Annotated in this window: 19 protein-coding genes; 9 read left to right on the top strand and 10 right to left on the bottom strand. The window is 45.3% G+C overall.

The annotated features are described in order from the left end of the window. Together A3738_RS20120 and A3738_RS20115 are read right to left on the bottom strand one after the other, a co-directional pair. A partial coding sequence (locus A3738_RS20120) for an efflux RND transporter permease subunit (RefSeq protein ID WP_156504357.1) occupies positions 1 to 1,790 on the bottom strand: 1,790 nt, incomplete at its 3' end. Further along, entirely contained in the window at positions 1,790 to 2,968 is a 1,179-nt protein-coding gene (locus A3738_RS20115; RefSeq protein WP_068475051.1) for an efflux RND transporter periplasmic adaptor subunit, read from the bottom strand. The genes A3738_RS20120 and A3738_RS20115, both read right to left, overlap by 1 nt. 123 nt (positions 2,969 to 3,091) lie before the next feature. Between A3738_RS20115 and A3738_RS20110 the strand changes: the two genes are divergently transcribed. Then, positions 3,092 to 3,706: a TetR/AcrR family transcriptional regulator gene (locus A3738_RS20110; RefSeq protein ID WP_068476165.1), complete on the top strand. Its 615-nt coding sequence runs from the start codon at positions 3,092 to 3,094 to the stop codon at positions 3,704 to 3,706. Positions 3,707 to 3,730: 24 nt separating this feature from the next. Here the strand turns inward: A3738_RS20110 and A3738_RS20105 are convergent, their stop codons facing one another. Further along, positions 3,731 to 4,330 carry a phosphoribosyltransferase gene (locus A3738_RS20105; protein ID WP_068476166.1) on the bottom strand — a complete coding sequence of 200 codons (600 nt, stop codon included), beginning with the start codon at positions 4,328 to 4,330 and terminating at the stop codon, positions 3,731 to 3,733. A gap of 39 nt (positions 4,331 to 4,369) precedes the next feature. On the opposite strand from A3738_RS20105, the gene A3738_RS20100 reads away from it, so the two are divergent. Beyond that, positions 4,370 to 5,005, top strand: a complete 636-nt coding sequence (locus A3738_RS20100) for a phosphoribosyltransferase (RefSeq protein WP_369819785.1) — start codon at positions 4,370 to 4,372, stop codon at positions 5,003 to 5,005. 1 nt (position 5,006) lies between these two features. Here A3738_RS20100 and A3738_RS20095 read toward each other — a convergent pair whose 3' ends face one another. Further along, positions 5,007 to 5,474, bottom strand: a complete 468-nt coding sequence (locus tag A3738_RS20095; protein WP_068476167.1) for a regulatory protein RecX — start codon at positions 5,472 to 5,474, stop codon at positions 5,007 to 5,009. A gap of 179 nt (positions 5,475 to 5,653) precedes the next feature. On the opposite strand from A3738_RS20095, the gene A3738_RS20090 reads away from it, so the two are divergent. Then, positions 5,654 to 8,521, top strand: a complete 2,868-nt coding sequence (locus A3738_RS20090) for a DUF349 domain-containing protein (protein WP_068476168.1) — start codon at positions 5,654 to 5,656, stop codon at positions 8,519 to 8,521. 10 nt (positions 8,522 to 8,531) lie between these two features. On the opposite strand, the gene A3738_RS20085 is transcribed toward A3738_RS20090, so the two are convergent. Further along, entirely contained in the window at positions 8,532 to 8,795 is a 264-nt protein-coding gene (locus tag A3738_RS20085) for a late competence development ComFB family protein (protein ID WP_068476169.1), read from the bottom strand. A gap of 196 nt (positions 8,796 to 8,991) precedes the next feature. On the opposite strand from A3738_RS20085, the gene A3738_RS20080 reads away from it, so the two are divergent. From A3738_RS20080 to A3738_RS20060, 5 genes are read left to right on the top strand one after another with little or no spacing between them, the layout of a single operon-like run. Continuing rightward, positions 8,992 to 11,103: a carboxy terminal-processing peptidase gene (locus tag A3738_RS20080; protein WP_068476170.1), complete on the top strand. Its 2,112-nt coding sequence runs from the start codon at positions 8,992 to 8,994 to the stop codon at positions 11,101 to 11,103. A 9-nt stretch (positions 11,104 to 11,112) separates the two neighbouring features. Then, positions 11,113 to 11,859 (top strand): helix-turn-helix transcriptional regulator, encoded by a 747-nt coding sequence (locus tag A3738_RS20075; protein ID WP_068476171.1) that lies wholly within the window; start codon positions 11,113 to 11,115, stop codon positions 11,857 to 11,859. A gap of 56 nt (positions 11,860 to 11,915) precedes the next feature. After that, entirely contained in the window at positions 11,916 to 13,241 is a 1,326-nt protein-coding gene (locus A3738_RS20070) for an MATE family efflux transporter (RefSeq protein WP_068757781.1), read from the top strand. A 19-nt stretch (positions 13,242 to 13,260) separates the two neighbouring features. Further along, positions 13,261 to 13,632 (top strand): translation initiation factor Sui1, encoded by a 372-nt coding sequence (locus tag A3738_RS20065; protein WP_068476172.1) that lies wholly within the window; start codon positions 13,261 to 13,263, stop codon positions 13,630 to 13,632. 20 nt (positions 13,633 to 13,652) lie between these two features. Further along, complete coding sequence (locus A3738_RS20060) at positions 13,653 to 14,303, top strand: glutathione S-transferase family protein (RefSeq protein ID WP_068476173.1); 651 nt, start codon at positions 13,653 to 13,655, stop codon at positions 14,301 to 14,303. 5 nt (positions 14,304 to 14,308) lie between these two features. On the opposite strand, the gene A3738_RS20055 is transcribed toward A3738_RS20060, so the two are convergent. Then, complete coding sequence (locus A3738_RS20055; protein WP_068476174.1) at positions 14,309 to 15,676, bottom strand: L-serine ammonia-lyase; 1,368 nt, start codon at positions 15,674 to 15,676, stop codon at positions 14,309 to 14,311. 70 nt (positions 15,677 to 15,746) lie between these two features. On the opposite strand from A3738_RS20055, the gene A3738_RS20050 reads away from it, so the two are divergent. After that, complete coding sequence (locus A3738_RS20050; RefSeq protein ID WP_197469512.1) at positions 15,747 to 17,933, top strand: penicillin acylase family protein; 2,187 nt, start codon at positions 15,747 to 15,749, stop codon at positions 17,931 to 17,933. A 77-nt stretch (positions 17,934 to 18,010) separates the two neighbouring features. On the opposite strand, the gene A3738_RS20045 is transcribed toward A3738_RS20050, so the two are convergent. The 4 genes from A3738_RS20045 to arsH all read right to left on the bottom strand — a co-directional run bounded on the left by A3738_RS20045 (position 18,011) and on the right by arsH (position 22,065). Further along, positions 18,011 to 18,742, bottom strand: coding sequence for an SGNH/GDSL hydrolase family protein (locus A3738_RS20045; protein ID WP_068476176.1), 732 nt, complete (start codon positions 18,740 to 18,742; stop codon positions 18,011 to 18,013). 334 nt (positions 18,743 to 19,076) lie between these two features. Beyond that, positions 19,077 to 19,817: a hypothetical protein gene (locus A3738_RS20040; protein WP_068476177.1), complete on the bottom strand. Its 741-nt coding sequence runs from the start codon at positions 19,815 to 19,817 to the stop codon at positions 19,077 to 19,079. 275 nt (positions 19,818 to 20,092) lie between these two features. Then, on the bottom strand, positions 20,093 to 21,160 hold the full coding sequence (locus tag A3738_RS20035) for a hypothetical protein (protein ID WP_068476178.1): 1,068 nt from the start codon (positions 21,158 to 21,160) through the stop codon (positions 20,093 to 20,095). Positions 21,161 to 21,339: 179 nt separating this feature from the next. Further along, positions 21,340 to 22,065 carry an arsenical resistance protein ArsH gene (arsH, locus tag A3738_RS20030; protein WP_082878337.1) on the bottom strand — a complete coding sequence of 242 codons (726 nt, stop codon included), beginning with the start codon at positions 22,063 to 22,065 and terminating at the stop codon, positions 21,340 to 21,342. Positions 22,066 to 22,165: the final 100 nt, after the last annotated feature.

Raw genomic sequence — 22,165 nt, 5'->3', positions numbered from 1 at the left:
AACGCGTCTATTTCCTGCACTAGGGCATCTGCAGCAGGAACACTCGTATTTGATTCAAACCAAACGCGTAACTCGAACATGTCGCGATCAGCGGTCGGAAAGAATACTTTTGGCAAAGAGCCAACAGAAAGCACACCAAAAATACTCAAACCAAGTGCAGTCACAACCGCTAACCATGGCTTACGCAAACTGTGCGCGAGAAAACGCTGATAGCCTTCTGATTTTTCTTTTGAGCTAACACCAACCTGCCACCAGCGAGACTCATTTGGCTTGGCGAGCTTGTTCTCAAGCAAGGCACAGATAGCAGGAATCACAGTCATGGACAAACAGAATGAAGCGATCAAAGCCAATATCACGCTCACTGATATCGTACCAATGAAGTCTCCGGCATTACCCTCAATCAAGAGGATTGGCATGAACGCAAGAATAGTAGTGAGCGTTGATGCTAGTAGAGGCATAAACAGATGATCAAAAGCTTGTCGGATCGCTTCCGAGGACGCGAAACCCTGCTTTATTCTAGTGCTGACTTCATCCGTCATCACAATAGCGTTGTCGATCAACAGACCAATCGCGACAATCATGCCAAACATCGACATCTGCTGAACTTGGAGATTCAACACATTTAAAGCAAACAAGACACAAGCCGCTGCGAGCGGCAGCGAGCACGCCACGATTAACCCAGAGCGCCAGCCCATAAACAGCCACACAACGAGTAATACGGCAATCATGCCCGCCATCAAGTTTTGACCAAGGCTCTGCAAACGATCTTTGGTATAGCTCGCCTGCTCAAACACCTCATCCAAGGAGACAACCCCACCGGTCTCTGCCTCAACTGACCTCAGCACATTTTTAACCGACGCAGTCCAAGGATTAATCTGACTTGAAACTTCGATACGCGCTGCGACCAATATGACGCGATCACCATCAACACGCATGATGTTATCTTCTGGTTTAGAGTAACTTTTTTCGACAGTAGCTATATCACGCAACAATACGTCACCACTGGTGCTTTTCACTGGCAACTGTCGAATACGATCAAGCGAGTCAAACTCGCCACGCACTTCTATAGCGCTAAATACTTTGTCGCTCAACAGACGACCCGCAACTTCTTTGGAGTCGGATGCTTCAACAATCGCCGCTAACTCTTGAACCGTCATCCCTAGTTCGGCTAATTCATAGGGTTCTACATATATTTGCACTGTCTCATCTGGCGCGCCATGTAAACTGACATACTCAGTACCTGGAACCGCTTCAATGCGATCTTTCAATATTTGCGAAATGCGATTCATAATATCGAGCTGAGGCGCACCTTCGCCCTGCCACTTCACAGCTGTAATCAAGGTATATGCATATGCGATGTTCTCTTCTTCGATAATCTTTGGAACAGAAGCTTGTGGCGGGAGCTTACGGCTCGCATCTTTAATGCGATCTCTCACGCGAGAAATCAGCTGTTGGTTGGTTTGAGAGGTAACTCTATCTTCGAGTTCCACAGCTAGAACCGAAACATTACTACGAGACGTTGAATTAATCGTTTTGATCTCAGAAATGCTCGCTAACTCAGACTCAAGCACTTCAGTAATTGAAGATTCAACCAGCCTTGCCGATGCACCCGGAAACTCTGTCACAACAGAAATAAAGCGTTGTGTAATACGAGGATCTTCGATCTTAGGTAGCGCAAACCAAGCAGATAAACCTGCGGCGCAAATCACAATCAAGGTCATCAACAAAAGATGGGGATTTTCATAAAACGCAGCACTGACAGAGCTTAAGCGTGATCCAGATTTCTGCATTACTGGGCTCCTACGATCACGGCGTTTTGATCGGCATATCGGACTTTTTGATTCGCCACAATTCTATGCGTAGCTCTGAGCACAACGTTCGGCAAATCATCTTTCGCGAGTCCGCCTCTTACCAAAACGTAGTCGCCTGCAAAGCGATCGATCATCACCGTTTTTCGAGAGATTACAGCGGTTGCATCACCTACAGAATTCGCTTCACCTTCCACTGCAAGCGGCTCAGCAAGATACACTGACCATAAACCGCGACCGTATTCACTCAGTGCCTCTATCGGCAGCCATAAACCAGAGCGCTGACGATCACTACGTAATTGCAGACTCAAGATTTCACCGGGAACTAAACCTCGTTCATCTATATCGGCAACGTGCAGAAACACGTCTGACGCTCGATTGCCCGAAAGACTAAACTTGATGCGATCAACCTTGGCTTCAAACACTCCAGCAGAATGTTCAAGACGAACCGCCTGCCCTTCAGCCAGTTTCTGGGCGACTCGCAAAGGCAAGCTTGCTCGAATCTCTGCCATAGCGCTTTGCTCGACCAAGAGAACTGGCAAGCCAACACTCATTGTTCTGCCGACGTCGCTCAGACGCTCAATCACCACCCCATCAAAAGGCGCCTTGAGTACAGATTTCTGCAATTCCAACTTAATCGATGACAATTGTGCATTCGCGAACGCTAGGTCAGCCTCTGCTGCTTGTCGTTGTCGGATGGCTTCATCTAAAGCCTGAGCAGAAACATTACTATTTGTGCGCAGCCCTTTTGTTCGCTTGAGAGATGACTTAGCAAGATCTAATGAAGCAACCGCCCTATCACGCGTCGCACGCAACTCGGTTTGTCTTGCTTGCAAGCGAGCAGTATCAAGCTGTGCGAGAATCTCCCCGGCAACAAAGGCCTCACCTTCTTTCTTTGAAATAGAGACAAGCCGGCTTGCGATATCAAAGCCTAACTCTACGCGCTGTGCAGCCTCAACGCGCGCAACAAACTGCTCATATTCTGGCACGAAAATCTCGCCACCATCACCAAGCGTCTCAACCAAAACGGCTGACGCAGCAATGTCATTGCTCGTTGAAGAATGTGTTATTCGACTAACGCCAAGTGCTGCCGAGAGGAAAACAAAAAACACCGAAACAAGAAAAATGGGTGAATTGGTCAACCTTTGAATGGATGGCATTTATTCCTCACTTAATTGGATTTCTAAAAAAACTACCGGAACTACGAACGAGTCCACACTTTCGGATTTATTTTTTACACTGTAAATTTTACACTGTCAATTTTTTAACTTATCGTATGACTCATGGGAAGAAGAAAACTAGACGAACAAGAAGTGGCAGAGTTCAGAGCAAAGCTTATGGACCAAGCACTCATACTATTTGCGAAACACGGATACCGTGACGTATCAATTAGAGCTATTGCCCTGGCGACTGGTTGCAGCGCCATGACGCCATATCGCTATTTTGAAAACAAAGAAGCGATTTTTGATGCTTGTCGCGCTCGCGCCTTCGAGCGATTCGCCGAGTTTCACGAACAGATTGTTGAAGCCCATCCCCACCCTGTTGAACGAATCAACGCACTCGGCCAAGGGTATGCAGACTACGCAGCCGCACATACCGATGCATTTCGTTTAATGTTTGAATTAGACCAACCGAGCGAGCCTAGCAACCATCTTACGCTAATGGGGAATCGCGCTTTCGACACTCTGCGAAACTCAGTAAGAGACGCTGTACAACAAGGTTATTTAAAAGGCGAACCAGAAAAACTAGCTCATTTATTTTGGGCGACAATACATGGCATCGTCGTACTAGACCTAACGAACAAACTCACTTACGGAATCGACAAGCATGCCTTGCTCGAATCTTTCTTTGAAGGCGAGTTCACTTCAGCGAGAAACACTCCCGAAGACAGCAAATGAGCTCTCACACTAACGATCTCGATACTACAGGTCCGGGCGTAAGAAAGGCTTCACCCAAGGTTTGTTTTGTTCAATCTCTTCGAGGGTTAGACCGGTTAACTCATACGGCAACACCAACCAGTCTTGCGTTTTATGGAGAAAGTAGTCTGGCTTCCGGCCAGTCTCAGATAAGCCCTCTTTGAAATATGGCATCGCAATACGTGTATCGTCAGGCATGTTGCGTTTAGCTTTACTTGATAAACGCTGAATGACCGCATCGATATGGCGCCCAGTACTGAACACATCATCGACAATCAACAGTTTGTCGTCGTAATTCATATTCTCAAGCAGATATTGAATACCATGAACACGAATACCCTGATTGCCCTCTAACTCTTCAAAGTATTGTTCCATGCCGCGGTATGACGTTCGAATAGCGATATGATCTGTTTCTACCCCCAGCGTTTGTAGACACTCTTGCACATAAATACCTACTGTCGACCCGCCACGCCAAATACCGACAATAAAGTCTGGACGAAAACCACTTTCATATATTTTGACCGCCAAACGATAGCTATCTTCCACCAACGACTGCTCTTCGACATATCGTTTTTTCGCTTGCTTCTGCTGTTCTAGCCCGGCCATTTTACCCATCCTATTTATACTCGATATACGATACTCAGCTTGCAAAATGTTTTTGAAAAAGTAAATAATCAAGCCACTTATACTGAGCATACTGGGATTCAATCGGTGACTCTTAAAACCTACATTGGCGCACAACAATTACTAGAAGATTCGTTCCGTTTAGGCACGCAAATTCTAGACTCAGGCTTCAAACCAAGCATTATTATTGCACTATGGCGAGGCGGAACACCGATTGGGACAGCAGTACAAGAGCTGCTTGAGTATCACGGAATTGAAACAGATCATATCGCCATTCGAACCTCTTCCTACGCAGCTGCCATTGATGGTCGCTCAAATGAGATTCGCATTCACGGCATGAGCTATCTCATCAAACACGTGAAACATACGGACCGCTTATTAATCGTCGATGACGTATTTGATACAGGGCATACCATTAAAGCGGTAATTGAACATCTTGAAACTCACGCCAGAAGAAATACGCCGCAAGAAATAAAAGTGGCCGTACCGTATTACAAGCCTACACGTAATCAAACTGATATTGTGCCAGATTACTTTTTACATAAAACCGAAGAATGGCTTAAATATCCGCACTCGCTTGAAGGTTTGAGTCATGAAGAAATAGCCGAAAACAGGCCAGAGCTATACGAGATAATTAAGCCTCACCTCAAAAAGTAATTCACTCATCTAGCTCAAAGGCATAATTGACCTGATCACTGCTGAAACCGCGACTATATAAGTAGCGTTGCTGCTTCGCTTTTTGCTTTAAGTCAAAAGCGCGATCCCAATCACCAAACTTACGCTGTCGCGTATGCTTGGCGAGTTCAAACCAATCTGTATCATCACGTTCAAACGCAAGCATCACAGCTTCAGAATCGACTTTTTGCACTGCGAGCTCTTGCCTCACCCGCGCCGCACCGTAGCCCTTTATAACACGTGATCGCAGCAACATATCCGCATAACGTTGCTCACATAAGTAGCCTGCTTCGATCATTTGCTCGATCACATCATCAACGAGGACTTGTTCGTCCTCATCTAAATTCCGTAAGAGCTTATCTCTCAACTCGTGAATTGCATATTCACGCCTCGCTAACAAATCAACGGCTTTGTTTTTTAGTTTTTGCAGCAGCTCAGCTTGCTCACTCATACACACTCATCACACTTTATGCATCACCTAACAACAAGCGTCGAATAAACACTTCTTTGCTAGCAATTTCAAGGTTAAACTACTCCGATTACTTTTTGCTCAACAAGAACAAAAATATCATCTAACAACAAAGACTACCGTGGCAGGCAACTGCTACGTTCCAAGAATACAGGCACGACATGGCTAATTTCTTATCCAAGCTTTTTAAACCAAAATGGCAAAACAAATCTGCCGAAGTTCGATTAGAAGCTCTGCAGCAACTTGATCCAAATAACAATGAGCAACGTGAGATTATCGAATCTCTGCTCTTAAATGATGAAAACCCTTCTGTAAGACAAGCAGCACTGAGTAAAACAAGCGATCCAGCGCGCGTTATTGTACTCTACGCGAAGTTAAACAATGCGGACAAACCCGCTGCGGTTGAACATTTAACAAAGCTCAGTGAATCTTTAGGCCTTAGCCTATTTGACCTCATCGAAGACAAAACCTTTTTGGCGCAAATTATAATCGCCACTGAATCTCCAGATGAATTCCTAAATAGCCTTGCACGCATTCAAGATGAGGAGGCGCTCATCCTCATCGCACAACAAGCGAAGCTAAGTCGACTAAGACAAGCTGCCACCGAGCTAATCGAATCTGAAGAATGCCTTGATAAAGTTATTGAAACAGCGCGATCAAAAGACAAAAAAGTCTTTCAAATTGCAAAGAGTAAATTAAGCCATATTCGTGAACACAAAAAACAAGTCGAACAACAAAAGCTTCAACTCTCTGGTTTACTCGCGAATCTCAAAGAACTCGCAAACACAGACGACACTAACCTCTACTCCGCAAAGTTAGACAGTTTGAAACAACGCTGTAACGCGCTTATTGAAGTCGCAAGCAATGATCAGGTTAGTAGTTACCAATCACTGGTTATCGACTGCGAAAAACGCCTGCAAGCAATTCAAGTTGAAGAGGCAAAAATTGCCTCTGTTAGCGCAGAAACAAAGCAACCAGAAGATCAAGAAAGCCCCTCCTCCGACATCAGCTTGGAGCAGCAAGATTCAGAACTTATCGCAACAATTAACACCTTGGAAGATACATTGAGTCAGTTATCTGAGAGAGCCGCAGCTCCTCAGGATACCTCAGCGATCGATGCCATTATCAAAACGCAAGAAACGCGCTGGATTGAAAGCGCCAAAGAAGAAGCTGTCGATAAAGAAACTGAAAAGTCTTACAAACAAAAAATGTCGGCGCTTCGACAATACTTGAGCGCCTTGCAAAAATTATCGCAACAACAAGCGCGCATTGAATCGCTGACACAGCAGTCATCATACGAGGCATATAAAGAACTTAAGAGCATTCTCGACAAAGTAAGCTGGCCCGACAATTTCGCCCTCCCCGCACTACTGATCACGGCGTCAGAGGTGATGGCAAAATCTGAAGAGCACGAGCAAGCAAAAGAGCAAGAACAATCGAAGATTGAAGCTGAGCTAAACCAATCGCTCACCGCACTCGACAAGCTTCTTGACGAAAAGCAGCTCAACGCATCCAAACAAAAGATTCAACAAGTACGAAAACTGCATAAAAAGCTGACTAAGAAAAGACAAAATCACTACACATCTGCCCTAAAACTACGTAGTGATCAACTGAATGAATTGAGAGATTGGCAAGGCTTTGCTGCATCGCCAGAGCAAGAAAGATTATGTGAATCGATGGAAGCTCTGATTGATAAGCATATAGATCCTCAAGAAAAGTCAGCCCAAATAAAGCAACTTCAAGAACGCTGGAAAAGTCTTGGCGGCGCGCAAGACCCTGCCCTATGGCAACGCTTTTCAAATGCGGCTGAGGCAGCATTTGCACCATGCGCTGAATATTATTCTGAGCAAGGCGAGCTGAAAAAAGCCAATCTCGAAAAACGTAAAAAGCTTGCCGCTGAACTTGCTGAATTTGTCGAGCAAATCAACTGGGAAACAGTGGATTGGAAAGCAGTAGAAAAAATAAATCGTCAAGCTCGCAACGAATGGCGCGAAGCTCATCCAGTTGATCGCAGACACGGGCGTGACCTGCAAGAGCAATTCAATCAAACGCTAGCAAAATTGAGCGATAAAATTGACGCTGAACGAGGGCAAAACTTAGCAATCAAACAAGATATCGTATCTCGTGCTCAGGCTTTTGCAGAAAGCGAAGAGCTCTCAACAGCCATGCAAGGCGCCAAAGACCTTCAAAGCGAATGGCAAAAAGTGGGTATTACCGAACACAAGAAAGACAGGGTTCTCTGGAAAGAATTCCGCGCTGCTTGCGACAAAATTTTTGCCCAACGAGATGCTCAACGTAACAAAGCAAAACAGGAAAATGACGAGAAGCTAGCTCAGACCGAAGAGATCGTAAACGAAGCTGAACAAACAGTGAAGCAAACGTTCTCTTCAGTAAAAGACGCCGAGACAAGCCTAGCAAGTTTGCGCTCCAATCTAAAACAAGTGACTAACGTTAATGGGAAAAAACGAACAGAGCTTCTTGATCGCTACAACGCTTGTATTGAAGCTTTGAAGCATCAAATTAAACAGTTGGATTTCGAACGCATTCTGGCTCAATGGAACGAAGCACAACGTAAAGCCGACATTCTCGCGATTGCCGCCGAAAATAAAGAGGAAATCGATGCAAACTTTGCGAGTACCGTTGAATTAAGTAAGCGCCTAGAAGAACGTTTCCAAGCGCGGGCCAAAGCATCAAAAGCGCAAAAACTGACTATCAGCGATGACGATCTCGCACAAGAGTTATGTATTCGTTGTGAGATTGCTGCGGGGCTTGAATCTCCGGCGTCAGCGCAAGAGCGACGTATGCAACTGCAAGTGACTCGTCTGTCAGAAGGTTTGAGTGGCGCAGCCAGCTTATCGAGAGAAGAACAGTTAGAACAATTGCTCATTGCATGGTTTGCTGAAAATGTATTCGATACAAAAACGCGTGAGATCTATACAAATCGTATTGATGCTTGTATCAAACAAGTATTTGGCGCAGCGCAGTTAGCGAGCCAAAAGCTAGCAAGCGAAACCGCTGAACCCGCATAAATATCAAAAACTAGTGCTTTGCTGAGGCGATGTAAGCAATTGCCTCAGCAACAGCCTTTTCAATTTTTGCCGCGATTTCCATCCTTTCTACATCGCTCGTGTAAAACGCCCGATCCACGCTATGTTTGATGTATTTGGCGGGCACTTTATTCAAAGCAAGACACGCAATATCACTCAATTGCGCTTCGCTAAACGTATGCTTTTTAAGCTGTTTAGACATTTCATCTACCACCAAGCGCTCATGGTAATTAAAAATACTGTCTAGTACCGACATAAGTTGATTCCCTTTTAAGCATCCAATCAGTCATCCAACAGAATGATAAATTAAGTAATAAGTGTGCAGCTTACAAACTGTGCCACCACAAAGTGTGATCGAAACACAGTTACTCATAAACTTTGGCAAGGTTAGTGGCAGGGCTAAGAGTGATAACATACAATCTTTCAGACCAACGAGTGAAAAGAGTAAAGCAATGAAACTTACCCACGTATTGGTCGCCGTCATCGCAATGATGTCGTTCGGCTTGACCCACGCGGCACAGCAAAGCCTTGAAGAACTGCTAGCACAAGCAGAACAGGCACCAGAATTAGTTCCAGAAAAATCACAGCGTGAAGCAAGTGTTCATATCGCACGCTCTCTCCTTCTGAGCCACTATCGTAAACAAGATATCGATCGCGAATTGTCGAAACGTGTCTTTGAGCACTACTTAGATTCTCTTGATGGACAGCGCCTGTACTTCCTTCAATCAGATATCGAAGAATTTGAACCTTACCGCAACCGTCTCCATGGTGCCTTGAAAACTGGCCAACTAGAACCAGGATTCAAGATTTTTAATCGCTATCAAGAGCGCGTTATTCAGCGTCTCGTTTATAAAATTTCTCTTCTAGAGAATGACTTAAAAGACATGCGTTTCGATGATGACGAATTCATTCTGTCTGATCGCTCTGAGCAAGCGTGGCCAACAACAGAAGCTGAACTAGAAGATATTTGGCGTCGACGCGTTAAAAGTGGTGCACTCTCTTTAAAATTGTCTGGCGAGTCACTTAAAGAAGCTGCGGACACTTTGCGTACCCGCTACCAGTCGCAACTAAAGCGTGCGCTTCAGATTCGTAACGAAGACGCTTTCCAAGCCTACATGAATGCGTTTACAACGCTTTATGATCCACATACGACTTACTTCTCACCTCGCTCTTCAGAAAACTTTAACATCAACATGAGTTTGTCGCTTGAAGGAATCGGCGCGGTTCTACAAGCCGACAATGAGTTTACAAAAGTTGTTCGCTTGATTGCAGGTGGTCCTGCGCAACAACAAGGCCAGCTTGGCCCTGCTGACCGAATTGTCGGCGTTGCTCAAGGCGACGAGAAAATGGTTAACGTTGTAGGTTGGAGATTAGACGAAGTTGTACAATTGATTCGTGGTCCAAAAAAATCAACGGTGCGCCTCGAAGTTATTCCATCCGAAGCAAAAGTCGACACAGACACGCGCGTGATCGCGATTGTTCGTGACAAAGTAAAACTTGAAGATCAAGCAGCGAAAAGTTCTGTCATCGAGACTGAACGCGACGGTCAAACTAAGCGCGTTGGTGTTATCGAGATTCCAACCTTCTATGCTGACTTCCAAGCCATGCAAAACGGCGATCCAAACTACAAGAGCACAACACGCGACACATTGCTTTTGTTGAATGAAATGCGTGCCGAAAAAGAACTAGATGGTCTGGTCATTGATCTACGCGGCAATGGCGGCGGCTCATTAGACGAAGCAAACAAGCTTACCGGCCTGTTCATTGATGAAGGCCCTACCGTTCAAATACGCAGCGCGAACAACCGCGTCGAAGTGCTAACTGACCCAGATCCAAAGCTAGTATATAACGGCCCTTTACTCGTTCTCGTTGACCGTTTGAGTGCTTCTGCATCAGAAATCTTTGCAGGCGCCATTCAGGACTACGATCGCGGTATCGTGATGGGCTCTCAAACCTTTGGTAAAGGTACCGTTCAATCTGTTCGTCCTTTAAACCACGGCCAGCTTAAAATCACTCAAGCTAAGTTTTATCGCATCTCGGGTGCCAGCACACAGCATAAAGGCGTTGTACCAGACATTCTGATCCCTGATACGGTCGATACGACTAAAGTAGGTGAAGATTCTCTTGAAAACGCTCTTCCTTGGGATGCTATTGCAGCGGCCGATTTTAAACAACTCGCTAGCAACGACGGTGTTGAAACAGTATTGAATCAACGCCATAAAGAGCGCTTTGCGAAAAACGAAGAATACCAAGTCTTACTTGAAGAGATTGCATTGCTCGATAAGCAACGCACAAAAGATCGCGTATCTCTCAATAAAGAAGTTCGCCAAAAAGAAATCAAGACAGCTGAAAAAGAGCAACTCGACTTAGAAAACAAACGTCGTAGCTTTGATGGCAAAGAACCTTACGCTGATTTCAAGGCATGGGAAGATGACGTCGAAGCTCAAGCAAGCAAGACGCAGAGCGACGAACTCGAAATAGACTTTATCGTTGACGAGAGCGTCGAGGTATTGCTTGATTTCATTGAAGCAACTGCAAAAGCTTCGATCGCAAAAGCCTCATAGTCAGCAGTAATGACCAGCGACGATAAGCCTTCCTCAAGACACTTGCCCGACGAAAAGGTCGGGCAAGACATTGATTCAAAACCTACAGATCTTGATGCATCACCAGAAAGCCAAAATCAAGATACGCCCTCTAGCTCAGAAAAACACTCAAACAAATCAAATGATCAACATACACCAGTTGAGCCATGGGTTAGTGAAGAAACCATTGCAGGGCTATTTGATCGTGTTGGATCTGCTGCTGGCCAGGCTTTTAGGATAGCTAAACGCACAACAGATACCTCCTACAAAGTTGGTAAGGCACTCATTCAATCTCAAGATCAGTTGAAGTTGATGGTAGCCGCAGGTGAGAGTTTAAAAGATCTACGAGAAGTTGCCGGGCTTACAATCAACGAATTAAACGAAGCACTTCAGCTCAAAGACAAATCGCTTATTGAAGCAGTTGAAAATGGCACTGCTACCCTATCGTTCGAATTAATTTTACGTTTAAGCTCGTTGCTGGCTCGTAACGACCCAATTCCTTTTATATTGAAGTACAGCCGAACGTATTCACCTGAGACTTGGCGACTACTGCATGATTGGGGTGCAGGGAGGCTTCCTCTGCAATATCAGCGTGAGCGTGAATTCATTAACATACTGCGCTCCAAAGATAGTGCACGCGAATTGAGCGACGAAGGGTTTGCCCACGTACTCGCCTATACACGAGAAGCATTTAATATGGCCTTGCACTTCGTAGAAGAGCAAGAGAAAAAGTCCTAAGTCTGTGCTCCAACACCAGTGTATTCACTACTCTCTCAACACTACGTTCTCATTGAATGATTCAATCTGATTTAACAAACGGCCCTGTCGGCCCGCACCTGCGCAAGATGACGATACCCATGATTTGGGGCATTTTATCGATCATGTCGATGAACATCGTCGACACATGGTATGTCGCACAATTGGGTACCGAACCCCTTGCCGCAATGGGATTCACCATCCCTGTTGTCTCAATACTGTTGAGCCTCGCATTCGGCATTGGCATCGGTAGCTCATCGTTGATATCTCGTGCAATTGGTGCAGGTGATACGACGCGCGTTCGTATTTATGCCACGCAATCACTGTTCATAGGCCTGAGCGTGGCGCTGAGTTTCGCGATTATCGGTTATCACAATATTGATACAATTTTTATCGCCTTAGGTGCGCCAGACACCCTACTGCCGTTAATCCATGAGTTTATGGACATCTGGTTCTTAGGCAGTTTTATCGTCGTTATTCCCATGGTTGGAAATTCTGCACTGCGCGCGGCTGGCAACACCTTTATTCCAAGTATGATTATGATCGTCGTCGCCATTGTGAACATCATTCTCGACCCGATACTGATCTTTGGTTATTTCGGACTTCCCGCTTTAGGCTTGCAAGGCGCGGCCATTGCGACCGTCATCTCCTATTCTTTTGCCTTAATCATTGGCCTGTATTTATTGGCTATTAAATTACGCTTTCTAAGCCTCAAGGATTGTCGCGGCAGAATTATCGAAAGTTGGAAAGCGATTCTTCATCTTGCTATTCCCGCGATTGGCACCAATCTTATCGCACCGCTCTCCGTGGCATTCTCAACGTGGCTGGTTGCAGGATATAGCGCAAGCGCAGTCGCAGGTTTTGGCGTTGCTTCTCGGATTGAATCATTGTGCCTGGTTGTCATCATGGCGATTTCTTCAATTATGGGTCCATTTGTAGGGCAAAACTGGGGAGCGAAACGTAAAGAACGTGTTGCAGAAGCACTCAGGCTCAGCCAATCATTTAGCCTTCTCTTTTGTATTGGTATCACCATTATTTTGATGATGTTCAGTCATGAGCTATCAATGTTCTTTACTGACGACGCGGCTGTTGTTTCATCATCAGCGCATTATTTAGAATTGGTACCCTGGTCGTACTTTTTCCTTGCAGTGATTATGATCACTTCTTCAACATATAATGGCATGGGTAAGCCAACTCCATCTTTGCTCATGTCCTTTATGCGATTGATTGGCTTGTTCGTACCACTCGCCTTTGTTGGGCAGTACTTTTATGATTTAGATGGCATCTACATTGCTGCCGCACTCTCAAACTTTATTGTTGGATTGGGCGCCATCATCGGGACACGCTCCCTCATGCGCGCCTAATAAGCTAAGGAAACTAACCGTGCCGAAGAAATTAAACTCCCTCTCAGATCTTGGTGGATTGGTTTACTCCACTGAGCACGGCAAAACCTGCCCAAATTGCGAGCAAGCAATCTCAGCTTGTGCCTGCAGTAAGGACGAGATTCCTGAAGGAGATGGCATCGTACGGGTTCGATACGAACGCAAAGGCCGCGGCGGAAAAGGCGTTACGCTCGTTGATGGCATTCTCGAACCAAGTGATAAATTGAAGTCGCTTGCGAAGGAATTGAAAAAGAAATGTGGCGTTGGTGGAGCAGTAAAAGAACACACTATCGAAATTCAAGGAGACCAGCGCGATATCTTGGTCAAGCTCCTGGAAGATAAGGGCTATACTGTAATACGCTCGGGCGGATAACTCGACTAAAGGGAGCGAGTATGGAATTAGTCATAGGAAACAAAAACTACTCTTCTTGGTCTTTACGGCCATGGTTACTACTTTCCTACTTCAATATTCCTTTTGAAGAAACACGCATACCGCTCGCACAAGCTAGAACGCATGAGTTACTCGCAGAGTATTCTCCGTCCTTCAAAGTGCCTGTTCTTATCGATAGTGATTTGATTGTTTGGGAGTCCATGGCGATTTGCGAATATATCAACGAAACCTATTTGAATGGGCAGGCCTACCCCGCCTCGATAAAAGACCGTGCCTTAGCGCGAGCTTATTGCTCAGAAATGCATGCTGGATTCTCAGCATTAAGAACTGAATTACCCATGAATATCAGAGCCATGCGTCGCGTTAAGATTAGTGACAAATGCGAGCATGATATCCACCGTATCGACGGCATGTGGCAAGACGCCCTTAATCGTCATGATGGCGACTTTCTGTTTGGAAACTTCAGTATTGTTGACTGCATGTTTGCACCAGTCGCGACACGCTTCGCCACTTACAACATTGAAGTTTCTGACACCAGCCTCGCGTATATGGATGCCCTGCTATCCTTACCTGCCATGCAGGCATGGAGCGCATCAGCAACAAACGAACAAGAGGTTATTGCCGCGTCAGAAGTCGGAAGCTCCCGCGCCTAAATCGGCTAACATTCGACCCAAGACGCAGCTAAACCGCCCAACGATGTCTCTTTATACTTGTCCGACATTGCTAAACCGGTTTCGTGCATCGCACTGATACAGCGATCCAACGACATAATATGCTCGCCTTCAGCATTGCGAGCGAGATCTGATGCGAGCCATGCTTTCACCGCTCCAAAAGCATTTCTTTCTATGCAAGGCACTTGCACCAAGCCTTGAATCGGATCGCACGTCATCCCCAAATGGTGCTCTAAAGCGATTTCTGCCGCATGCTCTACTTGCTCAGGCGTTCCACCCTTTAGAGCACAAGCTCCTGCAGCAGCCATTGCCGATGCAGCTCCCACCTCACCTTGGCAGCCAACCTCTGCACCAGAGATAGAACTATTATGTTTGATCAATCCGCCAATCGCTGCCGCACTCAAAAAGAATGTCAGGATCTGAGCATCACTCAAGCCATGCTCAAAATAGTGATTATCCATGTAATACAACACCGCTGGCACAACGCCCGCCGCACCATTCGTCGGCGCTGTCACGATCAACTCTCCTGCCGCATTTTGTTCATTGACGGCAATCGCGTAAACACTCAGCCATTCATGACACTCTATATTTACAGGGCTTTTCACGAGTTTTTGAAAAAGTGTCGCGGCTCGTCGTTGTACTCTTAAAACTCCGGGAAGCTCACCTTCTGCTTGTAGTCCCTTTTCAACACAGCTCTGCATTGCCCGCCATGTTGTTAAAACATGTTCTGAAAACGTCGTCTCTTCTTGAAAGCACAGTTCATTTTTCAGTTTCATCTCAGCAATGCTTAAAGCCGAATCTCCACTCATGCTTAGCATTTCTTGCGCGTTGCAAAATGGGAAAGAGATATCGACCTGACTTAAGCTCAACACATGCTGATCAAGCTCTTGTTCAACAACAATAAAGCCCCCGCCAATTGATGCATATGACTGTTCTAGCAACACCTCATCATCAACCACTAATTCAAAGCTAAGAAAGTTAGGATGCGGCAAATCAGATCGATCGGTATTCCATATAAGATGAACGGCAGGATCATAATAAATCTCCGTGCCTGATAGCTGTTCTGAAGCCTCTATCTGACACTTTAATACACGAAGATCTACGTCAACCAATTGATGAGGCAAGTAACCATTCAAACCCAGTCGAACAGCTTGATCGGTCTCATGCCCTTTGCCAGTAAACGCGAGAGAGCCAAATAAGGTGCAACGAACATAGACCTCCTTAGGTTGCAGATCTGGCTTGTGATCAGCTAATACAGTTGAACGAAATGCATGCGCTGCGCTCATTGGCCCCATAGTATGCGAGCTTGATGGCCCAACACCTATTTTGAACATTTCACTGCAAGCGATAAACATGGTGCACTCCGTTGTTGCAATCCAGAAAACAGAATATAGTGGGCAAAAAAATAATCACAAGCTGTCACTTATGTTCAAACTACCAAAATCTTCGAGTGTTAAAATCCGCGGCCAATTCCCTGATGGGCTAAGCATTCAACGCGACGCCAACGGCGTGCCACATATCAACGCAAACAACTTAAACGATGCCACATGGGGGCTCGGATACTGCCACGCTATTGATCGTGGTATGCAGCTCCAATTTATGCGTATTTTAGGGCAAGGTCGTTTATGCGAACTGCTTGATGATACGAATGAAAACCTCGAGATTGATATATTCTTTCGCCGCATGAACTGGCAGCAAGGCGCAGAAAAAGAACTCAGTAAATTAAACTCAGAAACACATGAATGGCTACTAGCATTATGTGATGGCATTAATGCTGGTTTGAAGCATCGAACATCAGGACTCATGCGCCTATTAATTGGAAAACATGAGCCTTGGACACCAAGCGACATTATGCTGACCTTCCGCATGACGAGCTATCTGACCCTCGCCCAAACTCAAGCTGAATCCGAAAGGCTTTTTATCGAACTCATTCAAAATGGAGTGAGTGATGAAAAACTGAAAAGCTTATTCCCAATCCATGACCAACATATCGATCGCGCCTTAATAGAGAAACTCAAGTTAGGTGATCGTCATCTACCTTTAGAGCTACTATGGCAGAGCGCTGCGCCGAGAATGATGGCATCGAATAATTGGGTGGTTAGCCCGAAAAGAACTGCATCGGGTGCGGCATTAATGGCAAACGACCCGCATCTAGAAGTGAATCGGCTACCCAATGTATGGTACGAGGCCGCTATAAATTACCAAGGGCAATCAACGATCGGCTATGGCATGCCAGGCTTACCTGGCCTTCTGGTCGGGAGAAATAAAACACTGTCTTGGGGCGCAACCTATACCTTCGCAGATACCGTCGACAGCTGGATCGAAGACTGCAAAGAGGGGCAATACCGTGTTGAAGATGAGTGGTTTAAGTTCTCCCAGCGAGAGGAGCTAATTACTCGTAAAAAACACGCAGACCACCGCGAGACCTTCTACGAAAACCATCATGGTGTTCTTGATGGATTGCCCACCGAAACAGGGTATTACCTTGCAACGCATTGGGCGCCGGCTGAATCTGGCGCCACCACGCTAAATGCAGCATTCGCATTAAATAGCGTGAGCACCGTAGCCGAAGCACAAATACACTTGGGCGCGATTGAAAGTGCATGGAACTGGGTGATCGCAGATAGCCATGGCGACATTGGATATCAAATGTCAGGTCTGTGCCCTATCCGTGAAAATAACTGGAATGGTTTTGTACCTGGTTTAGGCTGGGACAAAAGCTACGACTGGAAAGGTTTTCATCCGATTGAAGATCTACCCAGAAGCTTTAATCCTGAATGCGGCTATTTTGTCACAGCAAATCAAGACTTGAATGAATTTGGCAAGACCTCCCCCATCAATATGCCAATGGCGGATCATCGCGCACGTCGTATTAACGACCTACTCTCGCAAAACGCAGAACAAGACTTATTAAGCACGCAAGCAATTCAGATGGATCTCTTTTCACTTCAAGCGAAGGAGTTTATGGATGTACTCAAGCCAGTATTAGAGGAGAATTTTTCAGATCAGCCGCTCGCACAAAGCTTGCTGAATTGGGATCTCTGCTACGACAAAGACTCGATTGCGGCAAACCTATTTGAATGTTTCTACACCGAGCTTCGCCACCTTGTATTTCAAGACGAACAAATTAGCCCAGAACTCACCAAACACTTACGCGAACAAACCTGTTTATTTATCGACTTTTATCAAAACTTTGATCGCTGCTTACTTGAGCCAAGTTCAGTGTGGTATCAAGACAACAACCAAGCAGAATGTTTTAAACAGGCGTTTTTGAACGTGTGCACGCACTTTGAAGAACGAACGTGGGGTCAAACCAACACCTTCCAATTCACAAACATTTTGCTGCAAGGCAAGCTGCCTCTATTCTTTGGTCTAGACAGTAAAACTGTTTCAATGATCGGTGGACGAGCAACACCACATCAAGGCCAGCTTTATGAAGCTGCTGGCCGCAAAACGAGTTTCGCCGCATCAGTGCGCATCGCGGCAGACATGAGTGAACAAATACTTCATACCCGCACAGCAGGTGGCGTTTCTGATAATCCATTCTCTCCATGGTATATGTCAGAAATTCAGGGTTGGCTTGATGGCACCTTTAAAACACTAGAGCCATAAACAAAAAAGCACGCCTAGGGCGTGCTTTTTATTTCGACATTAAACCGATCTAGCCGTAAGCCAGATTCAACTTCTTATCATAGAAGTGGGAACAATACTGGCTCAATTTGTCCTGCAAGGTTCACTGAACCTTCTGGTGTTGGGTGAATGTCATCACTCTCAACTTGGCTCGCTGGAACAGTGCCTCGTGGATCAACAAACTGGCAGCTCGCTACAGAATCACTCTGACAAGCGCTACGAAGCTTATTGTTACCAATGTTCAAAGCTTTCGTTAAGTTCGCATTGCCACGTGGAAGCTCGTAGTAACCCAACCAAACAACGTTAGCAACACCATCTGCATCCATCTGATTCAACAAGTTCACTGCGTTAATACGCTGATCTTCAATCAAGTTTCTGCATGAACGAGAAGGATTCCAACGATACCATTGCGTGCGGCATCCGTAAGGGTCAAAAAGTGTAGCAGGGATCAAGATGTCGTTACCGCCGCCATCCATAAGAATGGTATTGATATCACCATTGAAGCTGTTTGCAGCGGCATATTGCTCATACACAGATGGCGCCAAGCTACCACCTTGTAATTCAGCACCTGACTGCGTGTAGTCACGAAATTGTGTGCCGGCATTAGCCTCTAGCGTTTCTTGAATTACACCATTCAAATCGAAAATAGAGTCACCTAAAGTCACCACGTCATTTCGACCATTTACTTGCTCTTCATATGGGCTACCCGTACAACCCACAACACTTAATACAACAGCAGTTGCTGCCGTTGCTTTTACTACATTAGATACAACTTTTTTTAGATTTATCATTGTTCTCTCCAAGCTTTTTATTATGTCGCCATACTCGCATATGGCGCGCAACATACTAATAAACTAAGAAATTTAGACCTAACAATTAGAGGTCAAAATATGAACATGACAGGCCAAATCATGAACAATGTCGGCCAGTACTAGTAAGGTAAATTCGTAATAAAAAACACATTGATGGAAAATAAGCGGCTACGAAACGTAGACGGTCAATAACGAATTAAGCTAGGAAAACGATCTTAGGTTTAACTTAAAGATGAAACAAAAAAGCACGCCGAGGCGTGCTTTTCTAAAACGAATCTACACGACGTTGCACCGTGTAGATTGGCACTAATGCTTATAGCTTAGTGCTGAATACTGGCCAGATTTGGCCTGCAAGGTTTACAGAACCTGCTGGAGTTGGGTGAATGTCATCACCTTCAACTTGGCTTGCTGGAACAGTGCCACGCGTATCGATGAACGAGCAGCTTGCAGTTGTTGCTGTTTCACATGCGTAGTTCAACCAATCGCCACCTGTATTCAAGATAGAGTTAAGGTTGCTATTGCCACGTGGAAGGTTGTAGTAACCCAACCAAACGATGTCCTGAACACCATCAGCGTCCATTTCATTCATTAGGTCTATGCCAAGAAGAACAGTATCCTCCAACAAGTTGTAGCAAGCATTTGATGGCCACCAGCGGTACCACTGAGTACGACATCCGTATGGGTCAAGAAGTGTTGCAGGAATCAAGATGTCGTTACCGCCACCATCAGCCAACACAACGTTGATGTTCGGATTTGTTGCACGTGCATCACGATATTGATTTGTTACTGAAGTTGCGATCAGGCCGCCAGTGATTTCAGCACCTGATTGCGTGTAATCACGGAACTCTTGACCCATGTTTGCTTCAAGAGTCTCTTGAATCACACCATTTAAGTCAAAGATCGAGTCACCCACACTGATTACGTCGTTACGTCCACCACGGTCTGATACATCCTCATCATAGGGATTACCAACACAACCTACTACAGTGAAAGCTACGGCAGCGACAGTTGCTGCTTTAGCAAGCTTGTTTATTACTGATTTAAGATAAGTCATTGTTCTCTCCAACCTTCCTTATTTTTAGATTTAAAGTGGAGCGAAAATCCTACTTAACAAAAATTCACAGTTGGAGTCAGTTCACGAACAAAGTCCAACCATCTGTTCGCTTTTTATGCAAACCTATCAATAATGGCCATGTTTACATTATTAATGCGAAGCTCATCACAAAATTATCTGCAAGTTAGGTTATCCGTTAAGTCAGATCAAAAAATTCGTTAGATATAAAACGAAAAAACACGCTTTCGCGTGTTCTTTAAAGAGGGCAGGATAAATTAATTCATGCCATACACTCTGGGGCGGTCAAAACGCATCATTCCAATGGTTTCTTCTTGCTTAAGCGAATAAGCGGTACGGTCATCAAAATGCGTAAGACGCAAAATATCTAACTCGGTTTCTAAATCTTCTCCGGTATAACTCTCAAGAAGTGCGGTTCTCGCCTCCATATAGGCATAGCCTTTCGTCCACTGCTCATCACGACGTTGATCTTCTTCTTCCAACTGCGCAATTCGTTCCTCAGGAAAGCCAAGCTGCAAGCGCATTTGATTGATCGTCTCTTGACGCGCCTCAGGGTCCATTCCTGCTAGTTCTTGTTGAACAGCATCCATTCTGAAAATAAGTTGCGTTGTCACACTCGCCGTACCCATCATTAAGCCTGCGGGCGTGTCACCATAATTTTCTTCCATGGCTGATTGAACCAAATAAATTCGCTCTTCCATTGGCACATTTGGATCGGTGCTTAATTCATTCAATACTACTTTTACATTGCGCTCTCTCTGCTCTTCTTGCGCAAACTGTTCGTTCCAAATTTTACGCGCGTCAGACTCGCCAAAAATTTCAATTCGCTTATTCCAAATGGTGTTGTCTTTGGCCACCGCATTGAGCGCTTCAAGGTCGAGGTAGCTGTCAACAAGCCAATCTTCGTAATCGCCCATTTTGTCGACCGCAGCAATAATTTGATCGGCAAGCTCAGGAAACGCCGCTCGCACGATCTGTTCGAACATCATGTGCCCCTGCCCTGGAAAATCTTGCTCTAAGCTGATCAGCAAATCCCGCAATCGTACTTGAACGACAATGTCCTCAATATTGTTCGCGAACTGCTCACGCATGCGTTTGCTGAGTTCGATAACCAGTTCATCGACCTCTGGCATCTCACGTTTTTTAAGGTGGTCTGGAAGTGCTCTGACGTTTTCAGTCTGTTTTGCTTGCATGTCTTGCAAACGTTCTTCAGTACTCGCGACCGGAACCTCAGGTGCGGTTGATGTATTGTTGCTCGTTGAATAAATTACCAAGCCTGCAACCAGTGCAAGAGAGACGGCAGAGAGTATTATTTTTGTTTTCATGGGGTTTCCCTGTTGCTAGTTTTTTTAACGTGTCGTATTTAATCACTCTCTTTTTAGCTTAAACCGTAAATACTTCACATAGCCAGCGATTGGAATCTCATACGCCTTACACAAAAAAGCACGCTTAAGCGTGCCTTTCCAAATAAAACCATCGATTTCGAAAGTTAATCAGACCTTCCTTAAATAACTTTCCGATTTACGCGTCTCATTAGCTCTTCAGCACTTTCTTTACGTTCGGAATATCGATCCACCAAGTAATCAGCTCGGTCACGCGTAAGTAGCGTAAAACGCACTAGCTCTTCGCATACATCTACAATGCGGTCATAAAAGCCTGAAGGTTTCATGCGGTTATTCTCATCAAATTCTAACCATGCTTTAGCAACCGAAGACTGGTTTGGAATCGTGATCATGCGCATCCAACGACCTAACACACGCAGTTGATTCACAACGTTGAAAGATTGCGAACCACCCTCAACCTGCATGACCGCAAGCGTTTTACCTTGCGTAGGACGCACTGCACCAAGAGACAATGGCACCCAATCTATTTGCGCTTTCATGATGCCAGTCATCGAACCGTGACGCTCAGGCGAACACCACACCTGCCCTTCAGACCAGGTCATTAGATCGCGTAGTTCTTGCACCTTAGAATGCGAGGCATCTTCATCGTCAGGTAAAGGCAGTCCAGATGGATCGAAAATACGAGTCTCACAGCCCATTTTTTCGAGTATGCGTGCGCTTTCTTCAACCACTAAACGACTGAATGAGCGCTCTCTTAAAGACCCATAAAGAAGCAAAATTTTAGGAGGATGCGTGCTGTGCTCAGCAACCGCTAATTCATCTTGTTGAGGTGCTTTAAAACAATCTTCAACAAGGTTAGGAAGATCAGTTAAATCGATATCGCTCACGGCTAGCCCTATAAATCTTGAAACAGTAAACGATAGATTATAAGACAAGACCTCGACAATAGCGTGACAATCGAAGGCTTAATTTAAAGTGACGATATGG

The sequence above is a fragment of the Oleiphilus sp. HI0066 genome, from assembly GCF_001635725.1.
The sequence above is the reverse complement of the archived record's forward strand: the minus strand, read 5'-3'. Positions and strand labels throughout refer to the sequence as shown.

Excerpts from the sequence above, each read along its gene's own strand:
- A3738_RS20095 (WP_068476167.1), bottom strand. The coding sequence starts at position 5,474 with ATGAGTGAGCAAGCTGAGCTGCTGCAAAAACTAAAAAACAAAGCCGTT.
- A3738_RS20035 (WP_068476178.1), bottom strand. The coding sequence starts at position 21,160 with ATGAAAACAAAAATAATACTCTCTGCCGTCTCTCTTGCACTGGTTGCA.
- A3738_RS20115 (WP_068475051.1), bottom strand. The coding sequence starts at position 2,968 with ATGCCATCCATTCAAAGGTTGACCAATTCACCCATTTTTCTTGTTTCG.
- A3738_RS20085 (WP_068476169.1), bottom strand. The coding sequence starts at position 8,795 with ATGTCGGTACTAGACAGTATTTTTAATTACCATGAGCGCTTGGTGGTA.
- A3738_RS20070 (WP_068757781.1), top strand. The coding sequence starts at position 11,916 with ATGATTCAATCTGATTTAACAAACGGCCCTGTCGGCCCGCACCTGCGC.
- A3738_RS20040 (WP_068476177.1), bottom strand. The coding sequence starts at position 19,817 with ATGACTTATCTTAAATCAGTAATAAACAAGCTTGCTAAAGCAGCAACT.
- A3738_RS20090 (WP_068476168.1), top strand. The coding sequence starts at position 5,654 with ATGGCTAATTTCTTATCCAAGCTTTTTAAACCAAAATGGCAAAACAAA.
- A3738_RS20075 (WP_068476171.1), top strand. The coding sequence starts at position 11,113 with ATGACCAGCGACGATAAGCCTTCCTCAAGACACTTGCCCGACGAAAAG.
- A3738_RS20105 (WP_068476166.1), bottom strand. The coding sequence starts at position 4,330 with ATGGCCGGGCTAGAACAGCAGAAGCAAGCGAAAAAACGATATGTCGAA.
- A3738_RS20080 (WP_068476170.1), top strand. The coding sequence starts at position 8,992 with ATGAAACTTACCCACGTATTGGTCGCCGTCATCGCAATGATGTCGTTC.
- A3738_RS20050 (WP_197469512.1), top strand. The coding sequence starts at position 15,747 with ATGTTCAAACTACCAAAATCTTCGAGTGTTAAAATCCGCGGCCAATTC.
- A3738_RS20055 (WP_068476174.1), bottom strand. The coding sequence starts at position 15,676 with ATGTTTATCGCTTGCAGTGAAATGTTCAAAATAGGTGTTGGGCCATCA.
- A3738_RS20060 (WP_068476173.1), top strand. The coding sequence starts at position 13,653 with ATGGAATTAGTCATAGGAAACAAAAACTACTCTTCTTGGTCTTTACGG.
- A3738_RS20045 (WP_068476176.1), bottom strand. The coding sequence starts at position 18,742 with ATGATAAATCTAAAAAAAGTTGTATCTAATGTAGTAAAAGCAACGGCA.
- A3738_RS20110 (WP_068476165.1), top strand. The coding sequence starts at position 3,092 with ATGGGAAGAAGAAAACTAGACGAACAAGAAGTGGCAGAGTTCAGAGCA.